Consider the following 26820-nt stretch of genomic DNA (forward strand, 5'->3'; position numbering starts at 1 on the left):
TTCGGTGCGCGGCCGGCCCTCGCCCGTCAGGTGTTGGCGTCGCGGTGTGGGGGAGTTCACTCGGCCCTAGCCGGGCGGCAGGCCACTAGCGCCAACCCGAAGGCGAAAACGATCGCGGCTACCCATGGAAATCTGCCGGACGGTGCGAAGCCCTCGGTGGCGATGAACCACAGGAAGTACGCTGACATGGCGGCGCCGGTCAGCATGACCGACTCGGCCCACCGCGCCGGCAGCGCCACACCGACCGTGGGCAGCGGAGCCTCGAAGAGGCGCCGAAGCCACCACAGCATCACCATCTCGACCGCGGTGACCAGCATCAGCACCACCTCCCACTCCAGGCGGGCCAACCACCAAGCCGTTGTTCCGAGCTCCGGTTGCGGCAACAGCCCAGCCGGATAGGCGACGACGGCCACGATCACGACCGGCACCATGTGCCACAGATAGAGCGCCATCACGTTGTTGTTGGCGAACGACAGCACCCGATGAACCCGTCCGGATCGCAGTGCGCGATTGAGCGCAGGCGCGGCCATCACCGCGATTCCGGCTTGCAGGCATCCGAACGCCAGCATGGCAGCCGTGGGCGGTGTGGTGTTCTGTACGGCTTGGCCGGGAACGCCGATCATGCTGATCGGATAGTGGCCGATCCAAATCAACAGGGTCAGCGCAATCGCTGACACGGCAGCTAGCACCGCGGGTCGGCTGCCCGTCAACAGCCCCGTTTGCCAAGCGATTCCGAGCTGGTAGAGCATGCCCCAGCAGAACAAGTAGTTCAGCCAGCCCAGCTGGGGGAGATGGCCCCCCAGGGAAACCGCGTCTACCGCCACCACGGCCGCCGCCAGTGCCAGCGGTACGACCAAGCCCCAGCGATCATGTGCGGCAATGGCAATGGGGGTGAGGGCCGCGAGCACCACATAGACGGCGAGAAACCACAGGTGCATCGCCACCGCCCAACCCGCATAATCCAGCACCGAGCCGGGCACGCCGAAACCGCGCAGCGCGACCACTATTGCCGAGATCAGCCCGACATACACCGCCGTGGGGCCGAGCACTCGGGCCAGCCGATGCCGCACCCAAGCCTCGCGCGAGGCACGGTCGCCGTCGTAATGGTGTCGCCACGACACCGCACCGGCATAGCCGGCGACCAGAAAAAAACACCGGCACCGCCTGGAATGGCCAGGTCAGCCACTGCGTCCAGGGCAACTCCACCAGTGGGTTCTGCCGACCGAACCGCCCATCGTGATAGGTGACGGATACGGCCAGCCAATGCCCTGCGACGATGAGCACCACACCGGAGACGCGGTAGTAGTCCACCGCAAGGTCGCGCACCGGTTTCTTGGCGCCTGTGTTGGGCCGCGTTTCGGTTGGCGTTGCCTGATGATCGACCTGGCGGGCTCGGTCGCCCCTTCGCTTGCCGATTACGTCACCCACTCCGGCTGAGCCGCGACATCGACGGCACTGAAGTCCTTGTGCGCGAGGCCGGCCACGGTGCCGCCGTCGACCACGAATTCCGCGCCAGTCGAGTAACGCGACTCGTCGCTGGCCAGGTAGACGACCAGATTGGAGACTTCCATGGGTTCGGCGGCACGGCCCAGTGCGGTCTGGAACAGGTCCTCGGGGACCCACTCGGTCATTGGCGTCTTGACCAGCCCGGGGTGGATCGAGTTCACTCGAATGCCGCTGGGCCCCAACTCGAGTGCGGTGGATTTCGTCAGCCCGCGCACAGCGAACTTGCTGACCGTGTAGCCGTGGCTGGCGATGGTGCCGGCCAGCCCTTCGATCGATGAGATGTTGATGATCGATCCGCGGCCGGCCTCCTTCATGGGCTTGACCGCGGCGCGGATCCCCAAAAAGACACCGGTGACGTTGATGTCGAGGATCCGCTGCCATTCCGACAGCGCATAGTCCTCGATGGTCCCGATGTTCAGGATGCCGGCGTTGTTGACCAGAACATGCAGTCCACCGAACTCGTTGACCGCGGTGTCCACCGCGGCCGTCCACTGCTCGGGCTGGGTGACGTCGAGGTGGACGTAGCGGGCCGCGTCGCCCAGTTCGGCGGCGACGGCCCTGCCCTCGTCGTCGAGGATGTCGCCGAGGACCACGTGAGCGCCTTCGGCCACCAGCGCCCGAACATGCGATGCGCCCATGCCGCGTGCGCCGCCACTGACCAATGCGACCTTTCCGGTCAACCGCCCAGCCATAGCCTCTCCTCGTCGCTTCGTTGCGTTGCCGAACCTAGGTTCATATTGGTCGGGATTCCGCCGATTCGTCCACCTCCGGTGGCGCCAGTGCGGCCGCGGGCTCGATGTGCTTGCACCGTCCGACGAGCTCAGCGAGGCTGGCGTCGTCCTCGGCATCGCCCGGAACCGACAAGCTGATCCCCGAGCACACGCCCGAATACCACTCGGCCAGGATGTGGGGGATCTCCGGGTAGCTGCCCTGGGGCACAACGAGATCCATTACTTCGTCGGTGAGGTGGCCGGCGAGATCCGTCCAGTCCGCCCGATGGGCCATCTCGGAGAGGGCCAGCCCGACATCTTCGAGGCCGAAGTACTCCAGCTGTCGGCGATACGCGGGGGTGCTGTACAGGAACGCCAACTCGGCGCGACGGGGCTCGCGGAGGCGTTCGACGCCATCGTGGGTCGCGGCCATCATGGGCTGGGGATTGGTCACCACGGCGGGACCGCCGTCGGCTCGCTGGGCGGTCGCGGCCCCCTGCGCCAGAGCGGGAAGCGTGCTCGCCCGCAGCACGCGCGGGTGTGAGTTGGTGGGGTGACACACGAAGCCGTCCGACAACTCGCCGGCCAGGTTGCACATGCGCCGGTTCACCCCACCGGTCCAGATCCGCGGCGCCCGATGAGCTATCGGGCCCGGGTTGAAGTAGGGCTGCAGCCGCTCGAATCGGTAGTGCGGTCCGCTGTGATGCAGGGGCGCGCCGGTCTGGAACGAATCGAAAATCGCGCGTAGCGAATTCACGTAGTCGCCCAGGCGCGACACCGGGTCCGACCACTCGGTGGAGAATCGGCCGACGATGTTGCCGCGCACCTGCGAGGCGATCCCGAGCTCAAAGCGGCCATCGGAATACTTCGCCAGATCCCATGCGGCGTAGGCGGTAAGCATCGGACTGCGCGGAAAGGCCACGATCATGCTGGTGCGGACGATGATTCGCTGGGTATGAGTCAGCGCCAGCGTTGCCACGGTGAACGCGTCATGAATGGTTTCCGGAACATGGATCACGTCGAAGCCCAGCCGCTCCACCCGCTGTGCCCAAGCGGCGACGTCCTTGAGGTCCATTCGTGGCGGCCAGGACGCGATCATCTGCATGGCGCGCCGCGTTGACTCGCTCACCGGGCCAGCCCGCCCAACAGCAGTGTGGTGGTGTGGTCCATCCAAGCGGCATCGAGATCGCGTTCGTTTGCCAGGGCCATCATCACGGTTCCGCCGATCATGTCCAGCAAGATCCGGGCGTCGACGTCGGGGGGGCTTGCCCGCTGGCCGCGGCGTGGTCGAGGAAGCGCTGCAGTTGACCGTAGCTGCTGCTCTGTAGCCGGCTGAGTAGCCGGGCCGAAAGGCCGGGCTCGGAGGGCAATTCGGCCATCAGCCCGGACAACGCGGAATGCACCGCCGGTCTGCTGAACAGATCGATGGCGGCACGCAGTAGTGCGCGGATGCCCGATTCGAGTCCATCGGTCAACGGCAGCTCGGTACTGGTCGGGTTGGGAAAGACCGCCTCGTATACCAACTCGATCTTGGTGGGGAACCGGCGGTAGACGGCCGGGGGAGTGGCGCCGGCCCGCGCCGCGACCAGGGGAATGGTGAGCCGGGCATACCCGATCTCCTCGAGGAGCTCGGTCGTCGCACGCAACACCGCGGCATCGATGCGGGCATCCCTCGGTCGTCCCTGCGATCGAACTCGAGGTTCGGGCTGGTCAGTCCATGCCGTTGACTCCATTACGATCGGATCGTAATGTAATTCACACCGCGAGACAATGGTGCGGCACTGTCGAGAGGCAGAACGGCGGCCCGGACCCATTTACCCCGACTCGTGGATGCGGCCGTCCGATGCCGACGTTCGTCCGGACTCCGAACATGCGCGATCCGCACCCTGCGCTGTCGCTATGGTCGAATGGGCTGCTCGTCCTTGATATCCGTCCCCCCCAGATCTTTTGATCCGCATCTTTCATCGTGCTTGGACAGCGGCGACCTAGATACCACCGGAATCAAGCGCGAATGATTAGTGCGCAGGACGTCTCCGGCTAAAACGCCGGCCGGGTAGCGCCAACATTCTCCGTGGCGGGGCACCCCGGAGTTGTTGCCGGCTTTTCCGCTCCCACCGGCGACGCCGGCGGGATGTTCTTGATTGTCCGGACGCTGATGCGCGCGCCGCGGCTTGGTATCAAGGTGACGTACTTTAGCGTCGGCGTCTCATCGGCCGCCGTTGTGGTTATCAATTCGGCCCGCCGCAGGACCTCACGTAAGACAACTCTCATTTCGACGAGGGCGAAGGTGGCCCCGAGGCAGCGGCGAGCGCCGCCTCCGAACGGTAGCCAGGTGGTCGGCCCCGGAGATACGCCTATCATCCGATCTGGGTCGAATCGGTCGGGATCGGGATAGAGCGCGGCGCTGGCATGCACCAGCCCGATTCCCGGCAGCGCCCATGCCCCAGCCGGTAGCTGGTAGCCGGCCACCTCGACGGGCGCTGCAAGCACCCGGCCCACCGCGAATGCCAGCGGGCGGATCCGCAACGTTTCCTTTACTACCGCGTCGAGGTATTCGTCGCCGGCGGCATCGCCTGCCGCGCTGGCGTGGGCCGCCGCCACCGCCCTCGTCAAGATCGTTGGGTGGCGGGTCAGGCGCTCTAGCGCCCAGGCCAAGCCTGTCGCGCTGGTGTCATACCCGGCCACTAGCAACGTGACGAGTTGGTCACGTAGTTCGCGGTCCGTCATTGCATTGTCGTTGCCTTCAGTGCGGATCAGCATCGCCAGCACATCGGCGCGTTTGCCTAGTTCAGCGTCGTTGCGACGGTCGGTGATCTCCGCGTACAGGAGGTTATCCACATCGGCAATTCGCTTTCGCAGCCCTCGCCACGGACGGCGGCTGAGAAGCTTCGGATTGGCGAGCGCCAAGGTGCCCCAAGGGCCCATGCTCAGCAGCCGCGGCACGGCCGTGCGCAGCGCCGCGAGGCGAGCCGGGTCGGTGGCGCCGATTACCGTCCGCAGGATCACTTCCAAAGTGATCTCAGACATCCTCACGGTGACCGGGAACGTTCTTCCCGCCGGCCACCCAGCGACATTGTCCGCGGCGATCTCAGCCATCAGCCCGGCTTGGCGGGCAACGGCGTCGCGGTGGAAGGGGGCCAGCATGGTGCGTCGCCGGCATCGATGCGCTTCTTCATCCAGCACCATCAACGAGCTGTCCCCGATCAAGCCGCTCAACAGCGCATTCGCGTCGCCCGCGTGGAAGATGTGGGTATCGCCGGTAAACACCGTCTTGATGTCGCCAGGATCGGCCAGGTATACCTGCGTGCCCATCCTCGCGATCCGCAGTGTGAATACGTCGCCGTACCGGCGCCGGCAGGCGGCCAGAAATTGCGGCCCGCGCAGCAACATCAATGCGGCTTGTAGTGACCGAGAAAGTGGTGGCCCTGGCGGCAGAACGCCAGAATTATTATGGGGCACTGGCAAATCCTATGGCTCGTGCTTTTATAAAAGTCGACTATGCGGTCAATTGCCGTTATTTTGGCGTAGATGCCATTGGTTTCAATGCTTCAAACATCGAAACCTTAACGCTACGTTGGCACTACCTGCGAAGACTGTTGCGGCTGAAGACTCATGCAAATTCTGCCGTCTGCAAATCGGACAATTTTTCTGACGCCGTCGGTGTCAAATTACCAAAGCTCGCGACACCGTGCAACCAATACTGGATTCATGACTAGAATGCGTAACTAGAATTCACAATTGGAATTTAGAACTAGAATTCATCAATAGAATTAGCGCAAGGATATTTGGGGGGTCCACAAGTATCCGGGTGGACGATCTCGATCGGCGTTTCGGTCCAGAGCGGCCGATCGCCGCTGGGGATCGGGCACGGGAGATAACCGCGCTAAAGCTTGCGCAACAGGGCCGCCGCGCGAACGTCGTCACCGACGGTGAACTGGAGGTGTGTCACCCCGTCGCGTTGCTCGGAGCGGATGGTGACCGTTTCGCCAAACTTGATCGGGCTGCGGTACTCGAGCACGGCGCGGTAGGGGGCCGTCAAGGTCGTCTGTTGGCTGAGTATCTCGTGTATGCCGTGCCAGTAGATGGTGTTGTTGACATGCTCAAACGGATCAATATCTGTGCGACGCAACGGAAAAGGTGTGTCCACACCGGCCGTGATCGGCTCGGTGAGCCAAGGCCGCCACTTGAGCCGGTGGTCGTCGGTGGTGCTGCCGAAGCGGGTCAGGAAAGCATCGGTGAGTCGTGACGGAGTCAAGGTGTCCTTGTTGACGCACAGCCAGAAGCCTTCGGTTTCGATCCGTCCACCGTGCGAGCCCTCCAACTGAACGCGCATGTTGCACCATCTGGTGGAAAGGGCTGCGCACCAACGGCGGAAGGTGATCTCGCTGGGTAGCTCGATCGGCTCGATAACGTCGATCACGGTGCGCAGGACGATCCAATGGGGGTGGACCTCGGCCAATTCGGCATCGGCGAGATGCTCGGCGCCGACTTCTTGGATGTAGCGCGCGACACCATCGAGGCGTAGCCGCATGTGTTCGTCGATATCGGTGGTGGCCAGTCGCCAGCTTGTTCGGTATACGTATCCAGCACCGGGGAGGGCGCAGGGCTCCGGCGTTCCCTGGTTTTTCACCTCGTCCCCGTCGTAGGCGAGTTCAACGTGCGCGGTAAAGGCGGCACTGAATACCTGCTGGCATCCGCGTACCGCCTGCAGGGTGAGGTGATCGCCGTCGAAGACGGGTTTGGCCGGGCGCTGCGGTGCGCCGTCGGCGGTGCAGTCGACATAGAGGCCCGACGCTGAGCAGGGGACCGATCCGCCGTCGAGCACGATCTCGGTGGAGTCGATGCGCTGGACGTGGCCCATCCTCACCACGTCCTCGATGCGGCGCAGTTGGTCGAATTCGGGCTGTGACACCGTCGCGCACCGATACATGGTTGGCCGTACCGCAGGGTCGAGCCGAAGCAATGTTCCGGCCTTTTCGAGCCGGTCAAACAGATCCCGGATCGATGTTGCTCTACCGATTGCCTCGAGAGTGATGCCGTAACTATCGCGGAACTGCTTGATGAATGTCGGCCCGGGCTGCAGCGTGGCGCGGTCGATCAGCCACGCGTCTCGGGGCTTGATCCAGGTCAGCTGGCCGGGATCGACGCTATTGCGTAGCAACCAAAGGCAGACATCCATGGCGGTCTTGCCCGCGCCGACGATCACGTACCGATCTTTTCCGGTGAACTTGGGCAGATCGTTGGGCGCAATGCAGTCGATCCCGGGCGCCACCGGGTAAGGCGTCGGCCGCATGGACGGCACGACGGCACGCAGGTAGGTGGCATCGACGATGCGACGGCTGACGGTGACCTGGTGTTCTGCTCCACCCAGGGTCCGGAACCGGCCATCACCGAGGTATTCGCTCATCGGGAAGTACTCGACCCGGCCGGTGGGAAGAAACTGCTGCTGCATGACGGCGTCGAAGTAGGCGCAGATCTCGCCGACGGGTGCGAGTTCGTTCAGCCCCTGGTTCCAGCCGACGGCGTCAATGGTGTTGTTGCCCAATGGCCGTGAGTTGACGCCGTAGTACGCCGACGGTTGATGCAGCCGTACGAAGGGGTAAGCCGTGGTCCAGTGCCCACCCGGCGCATGCGCGCGGTCGACGATAACCACCCGCGCATCGGATTCGGTGATGAGCGTGTCGGTGAACGCCATTCCCATTGCACCGGCTCCCACCACGAGGTAATCGGCTTCAATGGCTTTTGCTGGCGCCTGCACATGCTCTCCTTCGCGCATCGGTATGGGGCGACACTGAAGCCGCTGACGGTACGCGACCCACCGTCGCCCTGGCGAAGCGCTCCTTTGCTACCGCCGCGCCGAATGGAGTCTAAGCCCGCGCGCCACTGGACCGACCGTGGATGGGCCGCGGCAAGCGACGCGCGGGAGCCCGCAGGGGTGTCTGCGGAGCACCTCCGGGTGTATGACTGGTTGGGCTGCATGTTTGAGGAGGCCCCATGACGGACCCGAACACCCGAGAACGCACCTATCGATCAGGCTCGGGCGGCGGGTAGCCGGGTGTCGCGCGGGGGTGAGCGGAATTCGGGCCTGCGGGGCTTTCTGCAGGCTCTCACCCAGCGTCGAGTCGCGATCGCCGAAGGCCTGCGCAGCCGATTGTGGCCAACGCCGGCACTGGGCGTAGTGATGGCGATCGCGGTTGGGCTGGCGCTACCCGAAGTCGACAGCGCCGTCGATCCGCACATGCCGCCCGCGCTGACCAGCTACATATTCGGTGGTGGCGCCGATGCGGCGCGGGAACTGCTGAGCGCGATCGCGACCTCGTTGGTGACGGTGACGTCGTTGACGTTCTCGTTGACCCTGATCACCCTGCAGCTGGCCAGCAGTCAGTACACGCCCAGACTGCTCCGCACCTTCGCCGCCGATCATTTCGTTCAGCGCACGCTGGCGGTGTTCCTCGCCACGTTCGCCTATGCGCTGACGGTCCTGCGCAGCGTCCGCAACAAGCGCGGTGAAGGCGCCGAGTTCGTTCCCCAGATCGCGGTAACGCTGTCCTATCTGTTGGCCATGGTGAGTGTGCTGGCCCTGGTCTTGTTTCTGGGCCATCTGGTGCGTCAGATCCGGATCGAGATGATGCTCGGCCACGTCTCGGCTGAGGCGACCGCGACCGCCCACCGCGTGCTGGATCCGCTCGATGACGACGAGCCCGACGACCGCATTCCATCACCTCCGACGGCGCATTCGATGATCGTGACCCAAGCGTCGGGTTTCCTGGTGGAAGTCGATGAGCGCGCCGTCCTGGCCGCAGCGGTGGACGCCGACGCCGTCGTCTGGCTCGACCGTCAAGTCGGATCTTCGCTGATCGCGGGCGTGCCGGCCGCATTCTGCTGGTCGGCGGATCCGTCGTGTCCGCTTGATGCGGAAAGACTGGCGTCGCTGCGCAAACGCGTCTGCGCTGCGATGCGCACCGGTATGGAGCGCACCAGCACCCAAGACATCAGCTACGGGCTGCGACAGCTCACCGATGTCGTGATCCGGGCACTTTCCCCGGGCATCAACGACCCGACCACCGCGGTGCACGGCTTGAGTTCTTGTGCGGCCGTTTTGTGTGACCTCGTCAACTACCGGCTGGGCTATCGGGTGCTGCGCGACGACGACGGGGCGCCCCGGGTAGTCGTCGCCGCGCCGGACCTGGCCGCGCTACTTGATGTCGTGTGCACGCAGGTGCAGCAGTATGGCTCCAGAGATCCGGTGGTGCTGGCCAGACTGCTGTCGCTGCTTCGCGAACTAGCCTGGACGGCGCGGCTGCCGGTGCATCGACGTGCCGTCGCCGGCCGGCTCGTCCGCGTTCAGCAGGCCATCGCCGAACAGGGCTTCGATGCCAGCGTGAGCGCTCAGCTCGATGCACTCGCCGGCGAAGTTCGTGCGGCGATGGATCGGCGGTGGTCACCGGCGATCGGTACCTCGACATGACCGATCTCACCGTGAGCGTCACCGACGGCATCGCGATATTGACCCTGAACCGTCCGCAGCGCCGCAACGCCTACACCGCCGAGATGGGACTGTCGCTCAGCTCGGCCTACCGGCAGTGCGATGACGATGATGCGGTGCGCGCGATCGTGGTCACCGGAGCCGGTGATGCGTTTTGCGCCGGCGCCGATTTCTCCGGGGACACAAATCCTTTTGACGCGCCCGACGGTGGCGGCGGGTTTACCGCAGCACCGATAGATCCCGCGGCATTCGAGTTGCGCACGCCCGTCATCGCCGCAGTCAACGGCCACGCCATCGGGATCGGTCTGACCATCGCCTTGCAAGCCGACATCCGGATCATGGCGGAGTTCGCCAAATACGCGGTCGTGCAGGTCCGTCGCGGAGTCATTGCCGACTGCATGTCGCATTGGACCCTGCCGCATCTGGTGGGCAGTGCGGCGGCAGCGGACATCCTGTTGACCGGGCGCACGTTCGACGGCGCGGAGGCATTGGCCATGGGAATCGCCACCCGAACACTGCCGGGTCCGCACGTGCTCGGACACGCAATGGCCGTGGCGCGCGACATCGCGGCCAACACCGCACCGATGTCGGTCGCGCTGAGCAAGCGGCTGCTGTGGGACACCCTGATCAACGGCTACACACCGCGTCAGGTCGCCGAGCTGGAGACACAACTGCATCGGCGGGTCATGGGCAGTGCCGATGCACGCGAGGGAGTCGAGGCGTTCCTGCAGCACCGCGCCCCACGTTGGAGCGCGTCGGTGTCATCGGCGTGGAAACCGTTGCCCGCACCCGATCATCGGGAGCAACCGTGACAACCGCGGCTACCCCGTGCCGACAGATGTCGGTGAAGGGCGGCAGCTTGGACGGCTAGGCGGGAGTGATCGCCGTCGCTAATTCTTGTGGCACAGAGGTCAATAGCGTGCTAACGATGCCGCCAACGGTGGGACCCGAGACAACCTCCTGAAAATACGGCAGGAACCAGGTCACGGTCGCTGTGGTGGCATGTGGAGCAACGAGAATCCCGTCGAACGGGACATCGAGGACCACGAATCCCAGACCGATCGGCAGCAACAACGGCAGCGTCACCCCACCATTGAGGAAGCCGTTGGCCAAGACAGCAGGAGCATCGACGAGGGCGCCCAATGCCCCCGCAATGTCCCCGCTCTGCACCGCGGTGGTGAAGGCGTTCAAGCTAATTCCGAACCCCTGCAGTGTGCTGAGCGCGGGACCTGCTGCCACGAACGCCACCGCGGGTGCCACGTCGGTGAGTGCTGTGCCACCGAGATTGATGAGGTTTTGCTGGATCTGTCCCCCAATGGCCGAGATCGGGGATAGGTCAGCCAACGCCCGATTCAGCGCCGACGGGTCATACAGCACGGCACCGAGGTCCTGGGCTGCGTTCTGCAGCGACGTGGCGATCGTTTGCCCGTAACCCAGCTGGTTGGCGAGGATCTGACTCAAGAAGGGCGCCGGATTGGCGGCCCACGTGCTGCCCAGGCTTTGCAGGTTGGCGGCCGTGTTCTCGATCAGTTCCTGGTACGGGGCGGCAATGTCCACCGTCGCCTGTGCCGCCGGTGCCGCGGTGGAGCCGAGCAGCGACAGCGACGCGAGCGAGGCAGGCAACGATGCGGAAACGGATTCCACGCTGGCCGCGACGTGCCCGGGAAGGAGCGTGGCCGCGCTGGCGACCCGGGTGGCCGAGGCGGCAACCACGGACTCGGCCGCAGTGACCCGGCCAAGTGTGGCGTTCGCGCCGCTACGCACCGCAGTCGCTACGGCATCGACGGTTCGCAGGCCTGCGGTCCCGATGACGCCAGTGCCGGGGCCAGCGGTTGCGGAACCATCGGTGGGGATCAACGGGTGCCCGAGCAATGCTCGAGCGGGCGCGTTCACCGTCTTGATCAGATTCTGCTCGGCGTTGGCGACTTCGGCGCTTAGGTATGCGGCCCCGCTGCCTTTCAACACGCTCACGAACTCGTCATGAAATGCTGCCGCCCGGGCGCTGAGGGTTTGGTACTCCTGAGCGTAGGAGCCGAATAGCGTTGCAATGGCGGTGGATACCTCATCGGAGGCTGCGGCTGCTATCCTCGTCGTGGGGACCGCGGCCGCCGCGTTCGCCACCCCCAGCGTCGAACAAACATCCACCAGATTTTCCGCGGACGTGGCCACCATGTCCGGCAGCACGGTGAGAAATGACATGTCTACCTCCTGCCCGGTCATCATCGACCCATTGGCATGGCAGAAACGATCGCAGCACCTTGCCAGCTCCACTAGGGACTTTCGTCGTTACCTGGTCGGGGCCCGCGTTCACATTCGCAGCTGTCCGGTTTCGGCCGGCTTGCGGTCACTCACCTACCAGGTGCCGGTCGACGGGATTGATGCGATTGACGACCAGGGGGTCAGTCCGGGTGAACGGGAAGTCCGGCAGGTCGTCGATGTGGGTGTTGAAGGTGGCGGCCAGCACCTCGCGCGAGTAGGCGCTCACCGAAGCGCGGTAGCCGATGTCGCCGGGTGTGGGTTGGTCGAAAAAGATGGTGAAGTGCCACTCGTCGCAGTCGATCACCTCGATGTGGTGCGGATAGGCGCGCGGGATGAAGTAGACGTCTCCCGCGTTCAGGTGCCAAGTGTCCAGGGTGCCATCGGGGTCCATGACTGTCATCCGGGCCGAACCCTTTTGTACATAACCCATTTCGGCCGTGACGGGGTGCCAATGCGGTTCGCGCATGCCATCCTCCTTGATCCGCAGTGAGTACATCGACAAGTCCTTCAACGCCGGCCAGTACTGCACCCGCGCGAGCCGCGCCGAACCGACCGCGACGCTGATGGGCGGTTGCTGAGCCTCCACCGCAAACTTGTGCGGGTCGTTGTACCAGGCAGTGCCGGGGGCCACCGCAGGGCCGGATCGGGCCGCCAGCGCTCGGTGGGAGGCGCGACGACGGATCGTGCCGAACGCGGCGGCGTCCAGGTCGTAGGTGTTGCCCAGCACGGCATCGGTCATCGCGCCAAACGCAGCGCCCAAGCCGAAGTCTTCGGGGCGTTCGTGGCGGAAGGCGATGATGAACTCGGCGACGTCCTCGCCGATGTTCTCGATGTGGTGCAGCGACCCCGAGTCGATGTGGAACATCTCGCCGGCGCTGACGGTGAATGACGAGAACTGGCTTCCGCTGTCGAGCACTGACACCAGTGAGGTTCCGGACACGCAGTAGGTCAGCTCGTTGGCGTTGGCATGCCAGTGGGGGGTACGCATCGCGCCCGGGTTGATCAGCACTCGCTTGATCGACATGCCTCGCAGGATCGGGAAGGTGTCAGCGGTGACTCGGCGGATCGAACCCAGGTCGCTTTCCTCAACGATTTCGCCATCCCACAGGGAGATGGCGTGGGTGGTGAGGCGGTCGGACGTCGTGGTCATTGAAGGTTCCTCTCCGGTAGCGGCAACCGGCTTGGGTCGATGCCTTTGCCATACCTCGGATCGTCGCAGCGCCGGCGAGTGACCGTCCAAGACTGATCTCGAATGGTTCAACAATCGGCGCCTATCAATGCGAAACGGGGCCTTGATCGCAGGCCCAGGCCTGTCGGGTAGTTCGTATCGGTGGCATCGTGGAGGTCGCCCTGGTGGGGAGGATTCTGATACTCGAGTGGCATTGCACAATTCGGGGTAAGGCGGCGTTCGTAGCGGCAGTCGTAATCGGGCAAACGGAGGCAGCAATGACCGAGACGCACAAGGTCGACTTCAGCGATGTGCGGTGGGGGTCGGTGGAGTGGACAAATCTCTGCACGCTGTACTTGCGGGCATGCGAGAGCCGCTCGCCGGCGCCAATTCTGGGCGACACGGCGGCAGCGGAGGCGGTGCAGCGCATCGAATACGACTGGGGCCGCATGGACCGCACCATGTGGCCCGCAACCAGCCAATACATGGTCACCATGCGGGCCAAGCAGTTCGATGACTGGTGTACGGACTTTCTGGGGCGCCATCGCAACGCCGTGGTTCTGCACCTGGGGTGCGGCATGGATACCCGAGCCTTCCGGCTGCACCCGCCACAGAGCGCGCAATGGTACGACGTCGATCAACCGGATGTGATCGCGTTGCGGCGCAAGCTCTACGACGACTGCGTCGGCTACCGGATGATCGGGTCGTCGGTGACCGATGAGGCGTGGCTGGACGAGATACCCACCGATCGCCCAACGCTGCTGGTCGCAGAGGGCCTGCTCATGTATCTCACCGAGCCGGAGGTCCGGATGTTGCTGCAGCGTGTGACGGATCGGTTTGGTGCCGGGGAGCTTGCCTTTGACACAACGTCGCCGTTGGGGCCGCGGCTGTCCAAGGCCTTTACCAAGGGCATCACCAAGTGGGGTATCAGTGACGTGCGGGACCTCCAGCAATGGAACCCGCGGCTGCGCTTCCTCGAGCAGACCCATGTTGGGGCGCTTTGTGCACGCATACCCTCGGCGCCGATACGACTGCTATGGCGGCTGGTCTATGCCACACCGGTGCGAAACTTCGACGTGCTCAACCGGTTTGCGTTCTAGTTCAGGCCACAACTCGGGGCCTCGCTCGGCCCCCGTCTAGTTAGGTGCCGTCGCTAGCCGCTCGTTGGATGCCTGCCAATGCCAAACAGTATGTATGGCATTGGAAAACTATTCGGTGCAAATGGTGTGATTGAACGGGAAATGTTGCCTAGCAATGCATTTCGTCAGTTCGGAGAGGGCGATTTCGGTGCAGGGCGGCAGGCGTTGCGCAGGCGGGGCTAGCTGGCCGTGAATTGGCCCAGCTCGTAGATGCCGAGGGCTTTCTCGACATCGGCGACCTGGTCGACCACCCCTTGAAAACCGGCCTGGCCGAACTGCCGGTGCTCCTCGTCTTCGAACCCTCGGCCAGGTCGCGGAACTCTCCGGCCGGCATCACGTCCCGCAACGCCGGAAAGATGACGGTGTCTTCGCGTGCCTCGTGCGGCTCGTACATTCGGATGAACGCCGTCATATCCCGGACCAGGGCGTCTCGCCCTGGCTGGCCGGGCGCGCTACCCGCTGCGGCGGTAGCGGCGAGAATCCGGTCGGTGACTCCCCGGCCTCGTTGGTGCTGGGTGCGCAGTACGGAAGTGGTGTCGGTGAATTTTCCGGCCTGCTCCAGCATGGGAAAGACATATCGTTCTTCGAGGGCTTCGTGATAGTTCTCGACGAACGCTCGGATTATCTGAGCGCTGGCGTTGAGTTCTTGTGTGGGAGCCGGATCGCCAACTTGCAGGCGGTGGATCCCTTCTCGGTAGATCAGCAAGATTCGTTTGAGGACCCCGTGCTCGCGTATCAGGTCTTCGGGAGCGGTGACGGTCACCTGCTCGGATGAGGATGCGCCCGCGTCGGCTGGCTTGCGCGGTGAACCGGTGCAAGCCGACAGGGCGATCGCACCGGTTACGGGCATCGCGATTCCGAAGAGGCGACGGCGGCTCAGGGGCCGGTGTGGCTCATCGATCACGATCGCACCTCTCGTGACCAGCCGCCTCAGCGGGAGGAGGCGGCCAGGTCCAATAGTTCGTCTACCGACCACTGATCGTCGGCGTGGTTTCCATATTTGGTGGCCAGCACCCGGCCGTCTGAACCGATGAGGAAGTCGGCCGGAAGTCCCAAGTGTCCCTCACCGATCCCCGCGGCGCCGCGCCACGATTGGCCCTTCATTCCCCGGCTCGCGGCCATCCAGGCCCGTGGGCTTAGCACGGCTTTCGGCGAGGACTCGACACCGAACTCGCGGTAGAGCTCTTTGGCGGGGTCGGCGATCGTCGCGAAGGGCAGTTCCGCCTGATACTCACGCATCGCCGAAGCGCTGGAGTGAAACACCGCGACCTCTCGGATTCCGGCGGCGACGATCTCATCGTGTCGTCCGCTGATCGACCGGAGATGAAGGTTGCAGATCGGGCAGCCGGCGAAGCGGCGGAACTGTAGATGTACCAGGTGATCCGGGTCGGGCACTGGCACCGTCTGGTCATGGATGTCGCTGAGTTGATGCGCGGCGAGAACGTCACCGACTTCGATTCTTCGCATGCAACCAGCCAACCACGAGCTTCCGACACCGGGTACCCAGTGCGCTGCATGATTCAGCCATCCGGCCCGAACGGCGTCAGGTCGTTCGATGAGCTGTTGCGGCCGGCGCCGGGCCGGGTGTCTTCTGGTGGCGACTGCCGGCCATGGGGTGCAGCGTCGGGTTCGGGCGTGCGCTCGAGCGACGACGTTTGGCTCAGTGCGGTCAGCGCCGACCATTTCGGCAAGAAAGCCAACGGTATGAAGGCCAACACCGCCAGGACGACTGCCACCACAAACACCACGCTGTACGCGCGCGAAAGTTCGTGCAACACGGGCTGGTCAAGGGGGACGCCGGGTCGGTGCTCACGCAAGATCTCGGCCTTGCTGGCGCCGGAGGCATTTTCGCCATTGTTGAGCTGGCTGGTCAGGATCACCGACATTAGCGCGGTGCCTACCGCGGCTGCCATCTGCTGATTGACTTTGATCAGCGTTGAACCCCTCGCGATCTGGTTGGGGGCCAGGCTCTGCATTGCCACCGCGACAAGCGGCATCCTGGTGCAGCCCATGCCCATGCCCAGGATCGTCAGACCGATCAACAGCATCGGAAGGTAGTCGCGCTGGGTGGCGACCCCGAAGGCGAAGACGCCCATACCGGTGGCAATCAGCGTGACGCCGATGACGAGTACCCCGCGAGCACCGCGTCTGTCCACCAACGCTCCCGCCAACGGCACTGCCAGCGCGGCGCCGATTCCGCGGGGCAGCAAGCTCATCCCGGCTTGCAGCGGGGTGTGGTCGAGCAGCTGTTGGAAGTAGCTGGGAAAGAGCACCCCGGCGCCGAAAGTCGAGACGATGTAGAGAAACATCGCCACGTTGGCCAAGGTGAGCGCGCGGTTGGTGAGCAGGCGCAGATCGATGAGGGGCTTGTCCGCGCGGTAGAGGGCATGAAACACAAACCCGACTATCAAGGCGATACCGATTCCCGCCGGTACCCACACGTGGCGATCGGCCACGGTGCCATAGATGGGGATTTCCGACATCCCGTACAAAAACGCCGGCAGGCCCGGCGACAGCAGCAGCATCCCGACGACGTCGAAGGTTTCCGACGGTGCGGGCGTATCTCGAGGGAACACGACCGCGGCCAGACCCACCGCGACCACCCCGACCGGCAAGTTGACCCAGAAGATCCACTGCCAGCTATAGCTGTCGATGAGCCAGCCGCCCAAGGCGGGACCAAAAGCCGGAGCGAGCACACCCGGAATCCCCAGCACGGCCATCACACGGCCAACCCGTTTGGGGCCCGCCTCGCGGTTGACGATGGTCAGGGCCAGCGGCGCCAGCATGCCGCCACCGAGACCCTGCACCACTCGAGAAGCGATCAGCAGGGCGATGTTTGGCGCAATCGCGCACAGAAGTGAGCTCAGGGTGAACACCAATATCGAACCCATGAACATTCGTTTGGTACCGAATCGGTCGGCCGCCCAGCCTGCCAGGGGGACCACAGCAGCCAACGCAAGCGTGTAGCCGGTGATCGTCCAGGCAACGACGGCCTGGGTCGAACCGAAGGTGTCGACGAATGTGCGCTGTGCGACGGTGACGACGCTGGTGTCCACCATGGTCATGATCGAGCCCAGAACGCACACGCCGGCAATCCGCCACAGTCCGGCGTCCAGCCCGGTCCGGATAGCTGTGTTGGTCTCGGTTGTCCGGATGAGTGTCCGGTGATCTCGGTCGGCGCGGGGTGCCCGCGCGGCGCATCACCATAGGATCCGGAACCCTTGGGCCACGCCGGAAGTTGGGGTCGGGGACGCGTCCGCCGCTGGAGCTAGAGCCGGCCGTTGGCGCCGACTGGGGGTGATGGAATTTGTCACGGGGAGCGCGACGCCCCAACTTGGCGTTCCGCGCGGTCCACACCGCTGTCCTTCACGCGGACCGCAGGAGTGAGCTCTTCGATGGCGCGCAGAGCCGTCGACGTCCTTTCGTCCCAGTCGCCATTGACCACCACGAACGGGCGTCTGGCCGTCTTCAGGGCGTGTTGGCAGCGCGCGAAGAACTCGCCGCGATCGCCGGGCCGGCCACCCCTCTGGTTTGCGTTGCAGGGCAGATCGGGTTTGGTGAGCAGCGTGAGATCGTAAGGACGCCGGGCACAACAGTCGAGTTCGCGCGGGCTGTGCCCAAGCAGGAACTCGGCCCATACGGTGGTCGCGAGGGGACCGGTGTCGCAAATCAGGATGCGATCGGCATTGCGGGCCAGCGCCTCTTCCGACGCGATTTGTCCGCGAACGATCTCGGTCCAATCCTCTAGCGAGTCGGGATTGAGCCCCCGCGGTGTCCTTGCCCACTCCGGCACCCACGTCGTTCCGAGCCTTTCTGCGAGGGCTCGTGCGAGGGTGGTCTTACCGGTGGATGCGGGGCCGATGATGCTGATGCGCTTCGCGAAGGCAGGCCGCACGCACCGTGGGATGTAGCGCCAGTAGGCAAGCGGGTCCGCTCTGATGCGCGTTCCGCTCACCGGAACGATGTTGCGGGCTTGATCGACCGCCACGAAACGCGCTCCGAGAACCTTGGCGAGGTCCTCGCCGTAAGGCTCGGAAGCAAAGACGAAGTCGGGGCGCCGGGGGAGTACCCGCTCGAGGCGCTGCTTCCAGATGTCCCAGTACGACGGATGCTCCGGCGGATGCTGTGGGTTTTCCACGGCAACGGTAACCACGTGGTCGAAGGGAAACAGCTCACGCATCCAGGCAAATCGTTGGGTACCCGAAATCGGGTCTTCGTCCTGTACCGAGATCACGATGGTCAGATCATCCACCCATCGGCTTGCGAACTCGCCGAGATAGACGTGTCCGGCATGGGGTGGCAGGAACCTCCCGAGCACCATGCCGTGAGTCACGAGGGTGCTCCCGCGGTGACGGGGCTTCCGGGCCTACCGCTGGGCCGATCGGATCCAACCGTCGGCGCCTCCCCGACGGTGCGCCCGAGCAACTGCCGTGTGACGCCTCTCATCCGCGGGTAGCCGCCGAAGATCTGCGTCATCGCCGCACTATCTCGTCGCCCAGCGCCTGCGCGCAGTCTCGCGTAGCCCGTAGGACACCACCGTGGGGTAAAACATGATGGTCACCAGGATAAACGCCGATCTCTGACGGTGCGGCAAGTTTCTGCGCAGCATTCAAAAGATTGGGCGGGCGTCGAAAACGGGGGACCACTCAGTTTGCTGGCGGTGCCACCGGCGGTGGGTGGTTCACGCCCAACCCCGCTGGCGTCCTGGTGCGTCAGGCAGGGGGGATTTGTTGGCGGCCTGTCGGTTCACGGGAACACCAGCTTCATGATCTGCGGCAGCGCTTGGCGAGCAGCCATCCGTCCCGCCTCACGGGCGCGGTCGATCTGGTGGAACTCGAGAAACCCAATGCCGCTGGGATTGGGCTGAATCACCACGTCGGCGTGCGCTAGTACCTCGGAGGAGGTCATCGCGCTGCCAATCGTCAACGCGCGCAACAGGGTATCGGTGATCCCTGGCACCTGTAGCCGCTTACCATGCCGACTGTCTGGAGCGCTGTCCCGATTGCCGCCGGCCACGTTCACCGCAATCACCGGGCCTTCCGGCCCGGCGAGCGCGGTCACGGGCACGTTGTCGAGGATGCCGCCGTCGACGTGCAGGGACCCCGCATGGGCCATCGGCGGGTACATCACCGGCAGCCGCATCGAGCAGCTGATCACGTCGGTGAGTAGACCGCTGCGGTGCACGACCGACTGGCGGGCCAGTAGATCGACACTGACGCAGCGGAACTGCTTCGGCAACTCCTCGACCAGCCGGTCCCCGAAGGCACTGCGCAGGGCGACCTCGGTGCGCTTCCCCCGCAGGAATCCCTTACTCGGGAGGGTGAAGTCGCTGTGGTTCTTGCGCACGAAGTACTCGTAGATGTAGGCGTCCACTCCGGCCGCGTCCACGCCGTCGGCGGCCAGCGCCGCCATGAGCGCGCCCATACTGGTGCCGGCGTAGCGGTCGACGGTGATCCCGGCCGCCTCCAGCTCCTCCAACACGCCTAGGTGGGCACACGCCAACGCACCGCCGCCGCCAAGGACCAGCCCGACCGAACGGCCGGCGATGCGCGCGGCCAGAGGGCGCAGGTCGTCGGCAATCGTTGCGGGGTGAACCGTATGCACCGACCGCGGGGTGATCAACTCCTCCCACTCCCGCCGGTACACGGGAGCCGCCGAGGGGCCGGTGAGGACCAGGTCGACGCCCGGTGCTTTGGCCGTTAGTCGCCGAGGAGGCGCCAAGAAGTCCCGGGCCACCAGCACCACCCGATCGGCGACGCGCACGCAGAAGTCCAGCCACGGTCCGTCACCGACCGTCGCCTGCAACACCACCCGGTCGGCGGACCGCTCGGCACGCTCCAGCCCGTCGGCGTTGACCCGGCCGGGGGCCACCGCCCGCAGCCGCTGGGACAGGGCGGCGCACAGTTCGGTGGCCACCACCGTCGCGGGCGCGCCGGCGTCGACACCGATGACCGCGACGACGACCTCTCGTGCCGGCGGCCGGCTAGCCGTGCGCGATGTCGGCACCTGACGATTGGCCAGTACCGAGGCCAACACACCGAGCAGCCGCGCGTCGGCGATCTTGGCGAATTCGGACTTGGGCACGCGCAGCAGGGACGAGTCGCGCACCGCCAGGACCGACGCGCTGCGGGGCGCGTCGCGCAGCACCCCGACTTCGCCCACCAGCTGGCCGCGACCCAGTTCGGCCACCAAGCCGTGTTCGTCGATCACCTGCAGGCGCCCGCTGCGCACCACGTAGAGCGAGTCCGATACGTCGCCGGCCCGGAACAGGTACGAACCCGCTTGCAGCTCAACGTGTTCGGCGTGGCGATGCAGGTCGGGCACGGCCTGCAGCACGTCGATATCGGGGGAAGTCGACACAACTGGGGCCACGCTCGGCTGCGGTAGGGGCGTCTGCGCCGGCGGTACGGATTCGGGCGTGACGGCCTCTGCGGGGGCAGGGCGGATGCGGCCCAGCCAAACCGCGCCGAGCGCGACGGCGACGAAGCAGATCGCCGCCATCGTCCAGCCGCGGCGCAGAGACTCTTCAGCCGCACCAGGCGCCGGTGTACCCACCAGAATCACCAGCAGCGCGACGCCGATTACGGCCCCGACCTGGCGGATGGTTCCGGTCACCGCCGAAGCGGTGGCATAGCTGCTGCCCGAGGCCAGCCCGGCCAGGGCGGCGCTGCCCAACAGCGGGAACGCGGCGCCCACACCGATGCCCTGCAATATCTGGCCGGGAAGCCATTCGCCGAGGAAGTTGGGGGTGGTCCCGACGCAGGTCAGGTACCACAGCAGGCTGCCGGCCCAGATCAGCGCGCCGACGCCGATGATGACGCGGTAGCCGTGCCGGTCGGCAACCCGGCCCAGCAGCCCCGCGGTGACGGCCGCGATGATCGCGGCCGGACACACCGCCAGGCCGGCCTGTAGCAGCGTGTAACCCCACACGTAACTCAGGAACAGGACATGGGTAAGCAGATAGGCGTAGAAGCCGGCGCTCGCGATGGCGGTGAGTGCGCTGCCGGCCACGAACGAGCGGATGCGCAACAGCGCCGGCTCCACCAGCGGCGTCGGGTGGTTTCGCGAGCTCACGACAAATCCGATCATCGCCAGCGCCGCGGCCACCAAGGACCCGATTGCGGGCAGGCTGGACCAGCCCCAGTCCGGGCCCTTGATCAAGCCCAGGGTCAGCAGTCCCAGCGCAGTGGCCAGCATCGCCGCGCTCCGAACGTCGGGCACCCGTCGACGCCCGCAAGCCCGGCTCTCCACCAGCGCCCGGCGCGCGGCCAGCACTGCCACGATGCCCAGCGGCAGATTCACCAAGAAGACCCAGCGCCAGTTCAGCGCCTCGACGAGCGCGCCCCCAATGGGTGGGCCGAGACCGGCCGCGATCGCCCCGGCGGCACCCCACAGGTTCACCCCGTGGGCTCGCCGCTCGGCGGGAAAGCTCTCCACGACGAGCCCGAGTGACCCGCGGGTGGCGGTCTTCGGGGGTACGGGTTCGATCGGGCTCTACTGCGTTGACGCCGCGGTGCACTGTGCTGGTGCGCACACGGTCTACTACGACGACGACCCGGTGCGGATGGCGGTCGCTGAGCAACTTGGAGCCGAAGTCGCCGACATCAACGGCAAGCGGGAGAAAAACTTCGATCTTGCGGTGGATGCCTCTGCCGATCCCGAACGGCTCAAGATGGCGCTGCGGTCGGTGGTGCCGGAAGGACATGTCAACAGTGTGGGCATCTACTTCCAGGATGTCGCGTTGCCGATGCTGCAGCTATATATGCGTGGAGTCCATTTTCACAACGGCAAAGGTCACGCTCGGCCCAGCATGACGCCGACACTCGACGCGGTTGCCGCGAATGTGCTGCATCCCCAATTGGTCACCTCCGGGATCTACGGATGGGACGAGATGCCGGAGGTGCTCACCTCAAAGCAGGCCGGGCATAAGCCGATCTTCGTACTCGACGCGTCTGGCCATTGAGCTCGGGGATCTCGCCCATCGATTGCCATTACGTCACGTGACGTAACTGTGCTGCGCTAGGCCTCGATCTGGGGCTCGGGTGCGGGCTCTTTGGGTGGTGGGGGGTACGCACGGGGGGTAGATCCGCGGATGGTCAAAGCGGGGTCATGCAATCGGGTCGGTCCCGTGTGTTGTGTGGATCCGCGGCCGGTCCGTTCGGGATGACTCGTCGCGATGATCGCCTCGATAGTTTGTGGAGATGCGCTCGTTGGCTATTGTCACGTGACGAAAACGTGTGCGCATGGCGCGGGGAAGGTCGGGCGAGCACATCGCCGTCGATGTCGTCGTGGCGGTGTTGGCAGGCGACGTCGGAGACCTGGCTGTGTCAACAAGCGACGGTCACCAAGACGTGTGTGGCGATCCCTATATATGCCACCCAATGTGCCGATAAGCGACATTATGTCAAGTTAACCACTGCATATTGCATCAGATGAATCAACGCCTGACCTGTTTCTCACCACCGCTCCTCCCGTCGTTTCGGCTGTGTTGCAGGACTTTTCGCCCGCCATACCGGTGGTGAGCGGCCGTCACCCGCCGCGTCGGCCAAAAGGCCTCGCATCCATTGGCTATAGAGAGGCTGCCGGATACTCATAGATCGAGGACGATGCGCAGTGCCGCATCAACGCGGCGCATCTCATCGAAGTTCCATCTTTGGTCAAGACCTCCAGCGCCTTCGTTGTGTCTTCGTCGGGCCTGAAGGTGATGGTGTTAGCCATCGCAACAGTGTACGACATTTTGTAAGACGATCGTTGGGGGCCACATGAGCGGTTTCTCTCCCCGGCCGCGGCAACGATGAATCCATTCGGCTCTACCTGGGGGCCATTGAGGGCCGCGAACTCCGATCGGTCACGTCCGCTGCAACGGAGACGAGGACACCGTTGAGACAGTCGCGCTACGACCATGTCTCTGAAGATGGCATTCTGCAGTTGCCGGTTGACAAGACGGATACCGGACAGCCGTACCCCGCTCTCGGCGGATAGGGCTGTCTTCGCGTGACACCAGAACACGCATGAGATGGAGGACCGATGCCGCAATGAGCCCGGTCGCCGAATTCGACTTCATCATCGTAGGAGCAGGCAGTGCGGGCTGCCTGCTCGCCAACCGGCTCAGCGCCAACCCTGATCACCGTGTGCTCTTGATCGAGGCCGGCGGCAAGGACAACTGGTTCTGAATCAAGGTGCCGGTGGGCTACCTGTACACAATTGCCAACCCCCGCACCGACTGGTGCTTCACGACCGAGGCTGACCCGGGTCTGGCCGGCCGCAGCATTCACTACGCACGGGGCCGCGTGATCGGCGGCTGCTCATCGATCAACGCCATGATCCACATGCGCGGACAGGCCAGCGATTACGACCTATGGGCGCAGGCCACCGGCGACCAGCGATGGCTTTGGGGCGGCCCGGACAGCTCCGGCGAGACACTGGCGATCTACAAGAAGTTGGAAAACTACTTCGGCGGAGCCGACGACTGGCACGGCGCCGGTGGCGAGATTCGCGTTGAGCGGCCAAGGGTGCATTGGAAGATCCTCGACGCCTGGCAGGCCGCCGCTGCCCAGGTGGGCATTGCTCCGATCGACGAGTTCAACCGGGGAGACAACGCCGGTAGTGCGTACTTTCATGTCAACCAACGGCGTGGCCGGCGCTGGTCGATGGCCGATGCTTTCCTGCATCCCGTCGCCCACCGGCCTAATCTCACCATCTACACCCAGACCCAGGCCTTAAAGCTACTGGTGGACAACCGGGTTCACGACGATCAGCGTCGCGGTGCCTGGACCACAGCTCAGCACCGCGCCACCGGCGTGCGGCTGCTCAAAGATGGCCAAATCGTCGACGTCCAAGCCCGTCGAGAGGTGATCCTGAGCGCCGGAGCGATCGGGTCGCCGCAGCTGATGCAGGCCTCGGGTCTGGGCCCGGCCGGGCTGCTTGCCGAGCATCAAGTGCCGGTGGCCGTCGACCTGCCGGGAGTGGGTGAAAACCTCCAGGACCACCTGCAGCTGCGAACGATCTACCGGGTCCGGGGCGCCCGGACCGTCAACACGCTGTACCGGAATTGGATCAGCCGGGCAGGCATGGGACTTCAGTACCTACTGCTGCGATCGGGGCCCTTGACCATGCCGCCCTCCACGCTGGGCGCCTTCGCCAGAAGCGACCCCGCGCTGGCCAGTCCCGATTTGGAGTGGCATGTGCAGCCCTTGTCGTTGCCGAAATTCGGCGAACCCCTGCACCGTTTCGGAGCGATCACTCCCTCGGTGTGCAATCTGCGACCCAGCTCGCGTGGCCACGTGCGCATAACCAGTGGAGATCCGCTGACCAAGCCAAAGATCCTCTGCAATTACCTGTCCACCGACCAGGATCGTCAACTAGCCGTGCGCGGCCTCCGGATGACCCGGCAGATCATGGCGGCACCGTCGCTGGCTCGCTACTGCCCAGAAGAGTTGCTTCCCGGCCCGCAACTGGTGAGCGACGAAGACCTGCAGAAGGCGGCCCGCGAACTCGGCACAACTATCTTTCATCCGGTGGGCACCTGCGCGATGGGAGCCTTTGACGCACGCGGTAGGCCGAGGTCGGCCGCCACGGTGCTCGACACCGACTGTCGCGTGTACCGCGTCGCCGGTCTTCGAGTGGCCGATGCGTCGGCGATGCCCACCATCACTTCCGGGAACACCAACGCGCCAGTCATGCTGGTCGCAGAGCGCGCAGCGCGGGCGATCCTGGGATGAGTCGGTCAATACCGAGTGGTCCCCAACCGCCACGCCCAAGCATTACTTGGCAGCTCGGAGTCGCGGGCGTTGGACACACTTTGGACGCACACTCGAGACTGTTCGGACACTTGGGCCGAATGACTATGCAGAGAACCGGAGATGGCGGGTTACCAGTAGCCGCCACCTGAAGCGTACGTCGACGGCCCCACCAACGACACGCCGAGGCGTTCTCATTCGGCGTGGCCATTGCCGAACGGTCACCGCTTGGTATCCATTTGGGAACGCACCCGCGTTTCGGCTGGCGCAGGTCTATCGGCAACAGCAGTCACATCGTTAACATCGCGCGATGCACAATTTGCCCCTGCCGCCCAGCGCTGTTCGATCGCGAGCGATTTCCCGGCGCGACGCGCTGCGCTACACGACTGCGTTGGCCGGGCTCGGTGCCGCATCGGCGGCCTGCGGCATGCCCACCGCGGCCGCCGCCGCTCCCCCTCGACTGATCGACTTCGCCGCGCATCAGATTCCGGCGCAGCAGATCCGAGCTGCCGGCTACAGCGGTGTGGTCAACTACGTTTCGCTGTCGCGTCCCGGCTCATCGTTTGGCGCTAAGCCGATTACCCGGCGCTACGCTGATTCACTGACGGCCGCGGGCTTGGTGATAGTCAGTAACTACCAATACGGCAAACCGGGTGGGTCAGCGCCGTCGGACTTCACGCGGGGCTATGCCGGCGGCGTCGCGGATGCGCGCACCGCCTGGCAGCTGCACACCGCCGCGGGCGGCGGCCAAGGTGCGCCGGTCTTCTTCACGGTCGATGAGGACATCAATCGCGATACCTGGAACCGTGTTGCGCTGCAATGGTTTCGCGGAATCAACTCGGTTCTTGGGGTTCAACGTACCGGGGTTTACGGAGGAATCGATGTGTGTCAGTGGGCCGCGGCCGATGGTGTTATCGGATCTTCGGGCACACCCGGCCGCCGGTGGGCCTGGCAAACTCGAGCCTGGTCCGGCCATCGGATCTACCCGGCCGCCGTTCTCTACCAGCGCGTCGTGAGCACCAAGTCCAGTCCTGGCCCGCGGGTCGGCGGATTCGAAGTCGACGTCAACGACGTTCTGGCACCGGACTGCGGACAGTGGAACCTCCATCAAGGGCATCGGAATGGCGATGCGCGATAGCCGCTGCTGGCGTTCGCTGAGCTCGGCATCATCGCGTGCGACATACAGACCCCAAGAGCCTCACCGGTGTTATTGCGCCAACCACCGATTCGTCAGGGCTGCACGTTCGGGGGCGTACTAGCGGGTCGACCCAACAGGTCGCGTTCCAGGAAGCCTTGGAAGACTCGCGCGAGATTGGTCGCGATGGTGTCGTGGCAATCACCGAGCCGCGTGCCGCCTTGGAAAGCCTCATTTATGACGGCACGCCTCGGCACCTCGGCGCGGACTTCGTCGCCAAACTCGCGGTACGCCTTTTCCCGGATCGACCGCTCGATGCCGATCCGACTGTCGAAGGCGGACAAGACAACACCGCACCATCTGAGTGGATGTGTTCGTTGGACACTTTCCACCCTGTTCCGCGCCTCCTTGGCCTTCCGTACCGCATCGAGGGTTGGGGTGATCGGCGCGTATGCCACATCACCTAGATGCATTGCCAGCGCTTCCAAAGAGCCGGTGCGACCGCCGGTGTCGATCAGCAGAAGTTCATAGCGGTCGAATATCCCCGCAACTGTAAAGATGCGTCGCAACAACCCGGTGTCCGATACGCCTATGCCCGCGACGCGGCCTAACGAAGCGCCGGCGGGCACCAAATCCACCGAGGGCCATGCGGTTTCAATAATCTCTTCGGGCATCCGC

Annotated in this window: 16 protein-coding genes and 6 pseudogenes; 7 read left to right on the plus strand and 15 right to left on the minus strand. The window is 64.8% G+C overall.

What is annotated here, in order from left to right; translation table 11 throughout:
* Nucleotides 1-56: 56 nt before the first annotated feature.
* The 5 genes and pseudogenes from MMSP_RS14745 to MMSP_RS14765 form a co-directional block, all read right to left on the minus strand.
* A pseudogene (locus MMSP_RS14745) lies at nt 57-1311 on the minus strand (acyltransferase).
* A gap of 104 nt (nt 1312-1415) precedes the next feature.
* The gene (locus tag MMSP_RS14750) at nt 1416-2198 is read right to left on the minus strand and encodes an SDR family oxidoreductase (protein ID WP_020787268.1); all 783 of its coding nucleotides are present in this window, start codon (nt 2196-2198) and stop codon (nt 1416-1418) included.
* 40 nt (nt 2199-2238) lie between these two features.
* Nucleotides 2239-3321, minus strand: coding sequence for an LLM class flavin-dependent oxidoreductase (locus MMSP_RS14755; RefSeq protein WP_015355743.1), 1083 nt, complete (start codon nt 3319-3321; stop codon nt 2239-2241).
* A gap of 121 nt (nt 3322-3442) precedes the next feature.
* Complete coding sequence (locus MMSP_RS14760; RefSeq protein ID WP_235065752.1) at nt 3443-3949, minus strand: TetR/AcrR family transcriptional regulator; 507 nt, start codon at nt 3947-3949, stop codon at nt 3443-3445.
* Nucleotides 3950-4253: 304 nt separating this feature from the next.
* Entirely contained in the window at nt 4254-5675 is a 1422-nt protein-coding gene (locus MMSP_RS14765) for a cytochrome P450 (protein ID WP_015355745.1), read from the minus strand.
* Between MMSP_RS14765 and MMSP_RS26865 the strand changes: the two genes are divergently transcribed.
* Complete coding sequence (locus MMSP_RS26865) at nt 5621-5932, plus strand: hypothetical protein (RefSeq protein WP_131807378.1); 312 nt, start codon at nt 5621-5623, stop codon at nt 5930-5932. The genes MMSP_RS14765 and MMSP_RS26865 overlap by 55 nt on opposite strands.
* 167 nt (nt 5933-6099) lie before the next feature.
* Here MMSP_RS26865 and MMSP_RS27550 read toward each other — a convergent pair whose 3' ends face one another.
* Nucleotides 6100-6846 (minus strand): acyl-[acyl-carrier-protein] thioesterase, encoded by a 747-nt coding sequence (locus tag MMSP_RS27550; protein WP_036427289.1) that lies wholly within the window; start codon nt 6844-6846, stop codon nt 6100-6102.
* Nucleotides 6820-7992, minus strand: a pseudogene (locus MMSP_RS27555) (NAD(P)-binding protein); the annotation flags it as partial. The pseudogene MMSP_RS27555 and the gene MMSP_RS27550, both read right to left, overlap by 27 nt.
* Before the next feature lie 279 nt (nt 7993-8271).
* Here MMSP_RS27555 and MMSP_RS14780 point away from each other — a divergent pair.
* Complete coding sequence (locus MMSP_RS14780) at nt 8272-9684, plus strand: DUF2254 domain-containing protein (protein WP_012394669.1); 1413 nt, start codon at nt 8272-8274, stop codon at nt 9682-9684.
* Complete coding sequence (locus MMSP_RS14785; RefSeq protein WP_036427291.1) at nt 9681-10514, plus strand: enoyl-CoA hydratase-related protein; 834 nt, start codon at nt 9681-9683, stop codon at nt 10512-10514. The genes MMSP_RS14780 and MMSP_RS14785 overlap by 4 nt, the downstream gene beginning before the upstream one ends.
* Nucleotides 10515-10569: 55 nt before the next feature.
* Here the strand turns inward: MMSP_RS14785 and MMSP_RS14790 are convergent, their stop codons facing one another.
* Together MMSP_RS14790 and MMSP_RS14795 are read right to left on the minus strand one after the other, a co-directional pair.
* The gene (locus tag MMSP_RS14790) at nt 10570-11901 is read right to left on the minus strand and encodes a PE family protein (protein WP_020787274.1); all 1332 of its coding nucleotides are present in this window, start codon (nt 11899-11901) and stop codon (nt 10570-10572) included.
* 145 nt (nt 11902-12046) lie between these two features.
* A complete protein-coding gene (locus tag MMSP_RS14795; RefSeq protein ID WP_020787275.1) occupies nt 12047-13111 on the minus strand; it encodes a cupin domain-containing protein in 1065 nt (354 codons plus the stop codon).
* 296 nt (nt 13112-13407) lie between these two features.
* On the opposite strand from MMSP_RS14795, the gene MMSP_RS14800 reads away from it, so the two are divergent.
* On the plus strand, nt 13408-14229 hold the full coding sequence (locus MMSP_RS14800; RefSeq protein ID WP_020787276.1) for a class I SAM-dependent methyltransferase: 822 nt from the start codon (nt 13408-13410) through the stop codon (nt 14227-14229).
* Between the two features lie 218 nt (nt 14230-14447).
* On the opposite strand, the pseudogene MMSP_RS14805 reads toward MMSP_RS14800, so the two are convergent.
* From MMSP_RS14805 to MMSP_RS14825, 5 genes and pseudogenes are all read right to left on the minus strand, one after another.
* Nucleotides 14448-15172 (minus strand): annotated as a pseudogene (locus MMSP_RS14805) (hemerythrin domain-containing protein).
* A 26-nt stretch (nt 15173-15198) separates the two neighbouring features.
* Nucleotides 15199-15735 (minus strand): peroxiredoxin-like family protein, encoded by a 537-nt coding sequence (locus tag MMSP_RS14810; protein WP_012394661.1) that lies wholly within the window; start codon nt 15733-15735, stop codon nt 15199-15201.
* 53 nt (nt 15736-15788) lie between these two features.
* Nucleotides 15789-17469, minus strand: a pseudogene (locus MMSP_RS14815) (DHA2 family efflux MFS transporter permease subunit).
* A 109-nt stretch (nt 17470-17578) separates the two neighbouring features.
* A complete protein-coding gene (locus MMSP_RS14820; RefSeq protein WP_020787279.1) occupies nt 17579-18601 on the minus strand; it encodes an AAA family ATPase in 1023 nt (340 codons plus the stop codon).
* Nucleotides 18602-19014: 413 nt separating this feature from the next.
* Nucleotides 19015-21720 (minus strand): annotated as a pseudogene (locus tag MMSP_RS14825) (MFS transporter); the annotation flags it as partial.
* Nucleotides 21721-21727: 7 nt separating this feature from the next.
* On the opposite strand from MMSP_RS14825, the gene MMSP_RS14830 reads away from it, so the two are divergent.
* The 3 genes and pseudogenes from MMSP_RS14830 to MMSP_RS14840 all read left to right on the plus strand — a co-directional run bounded on the left by MMSP_RS14830 (nt 21728) and on the right by MMSP_RS14840 (nt 26145).
* Nucleotides 21728-22231, plus strand: a complete 504-nt coding sequence (locus MMSP_RS14830) for a zinc-binding dehydrogenase (protein WP_020787281.1) — start codon at nt 21728-21730, stop codon at nt 22229-22231.
* Nucleotides 22232-23303: 1072 nt separating this feature from the next.
* Nucleotides 23304-24989 (plus strand): annotated as a pseudogene (locus tag MMSP_RS14835) (GMC family oxidoreductase).
* Between the two features lie 328 nt (nt 24990-25317).
* Nucleotides 25318-26145, plus strand: a complete 828-nt coding sequence (locus MMSP_RS14840; protein ID WP_012394648.1) for a DUF1906 domain-containing protein — start codon at nt 25318-25320, stop codon at nt 26143-26145.
* Nucleotides 26146-26237: 92 nt separating this feature from the next.
* On the opposite strand, the gene MMSP_RS14845 is transcribed toward MMSP_RS14840, so the two are convergent.
* Nucleotides 26238-26816, minus strand: a complete 579-nt coding sequence (locus tag MMSP_RS14845; RefSeq protein WP_235065754.1) for a ParA family protein — start codon at nt 26814-26816, stop codon at nt 26238-26240.
* Between the last annotated feature and the right edge of the window lie 4 nt (nt 26817-26820).

Origin of the sequence: Mycobacterium sp. 012931 (assembly GCF_000419295.1) — a bacterium.
Classification (GTDB): Bacteria; Actinomycetota; Actinomycetes; order Mycobacteriales; family Mycobacteriaceae; genus Mycobacterium; species Mycobacterium marinum.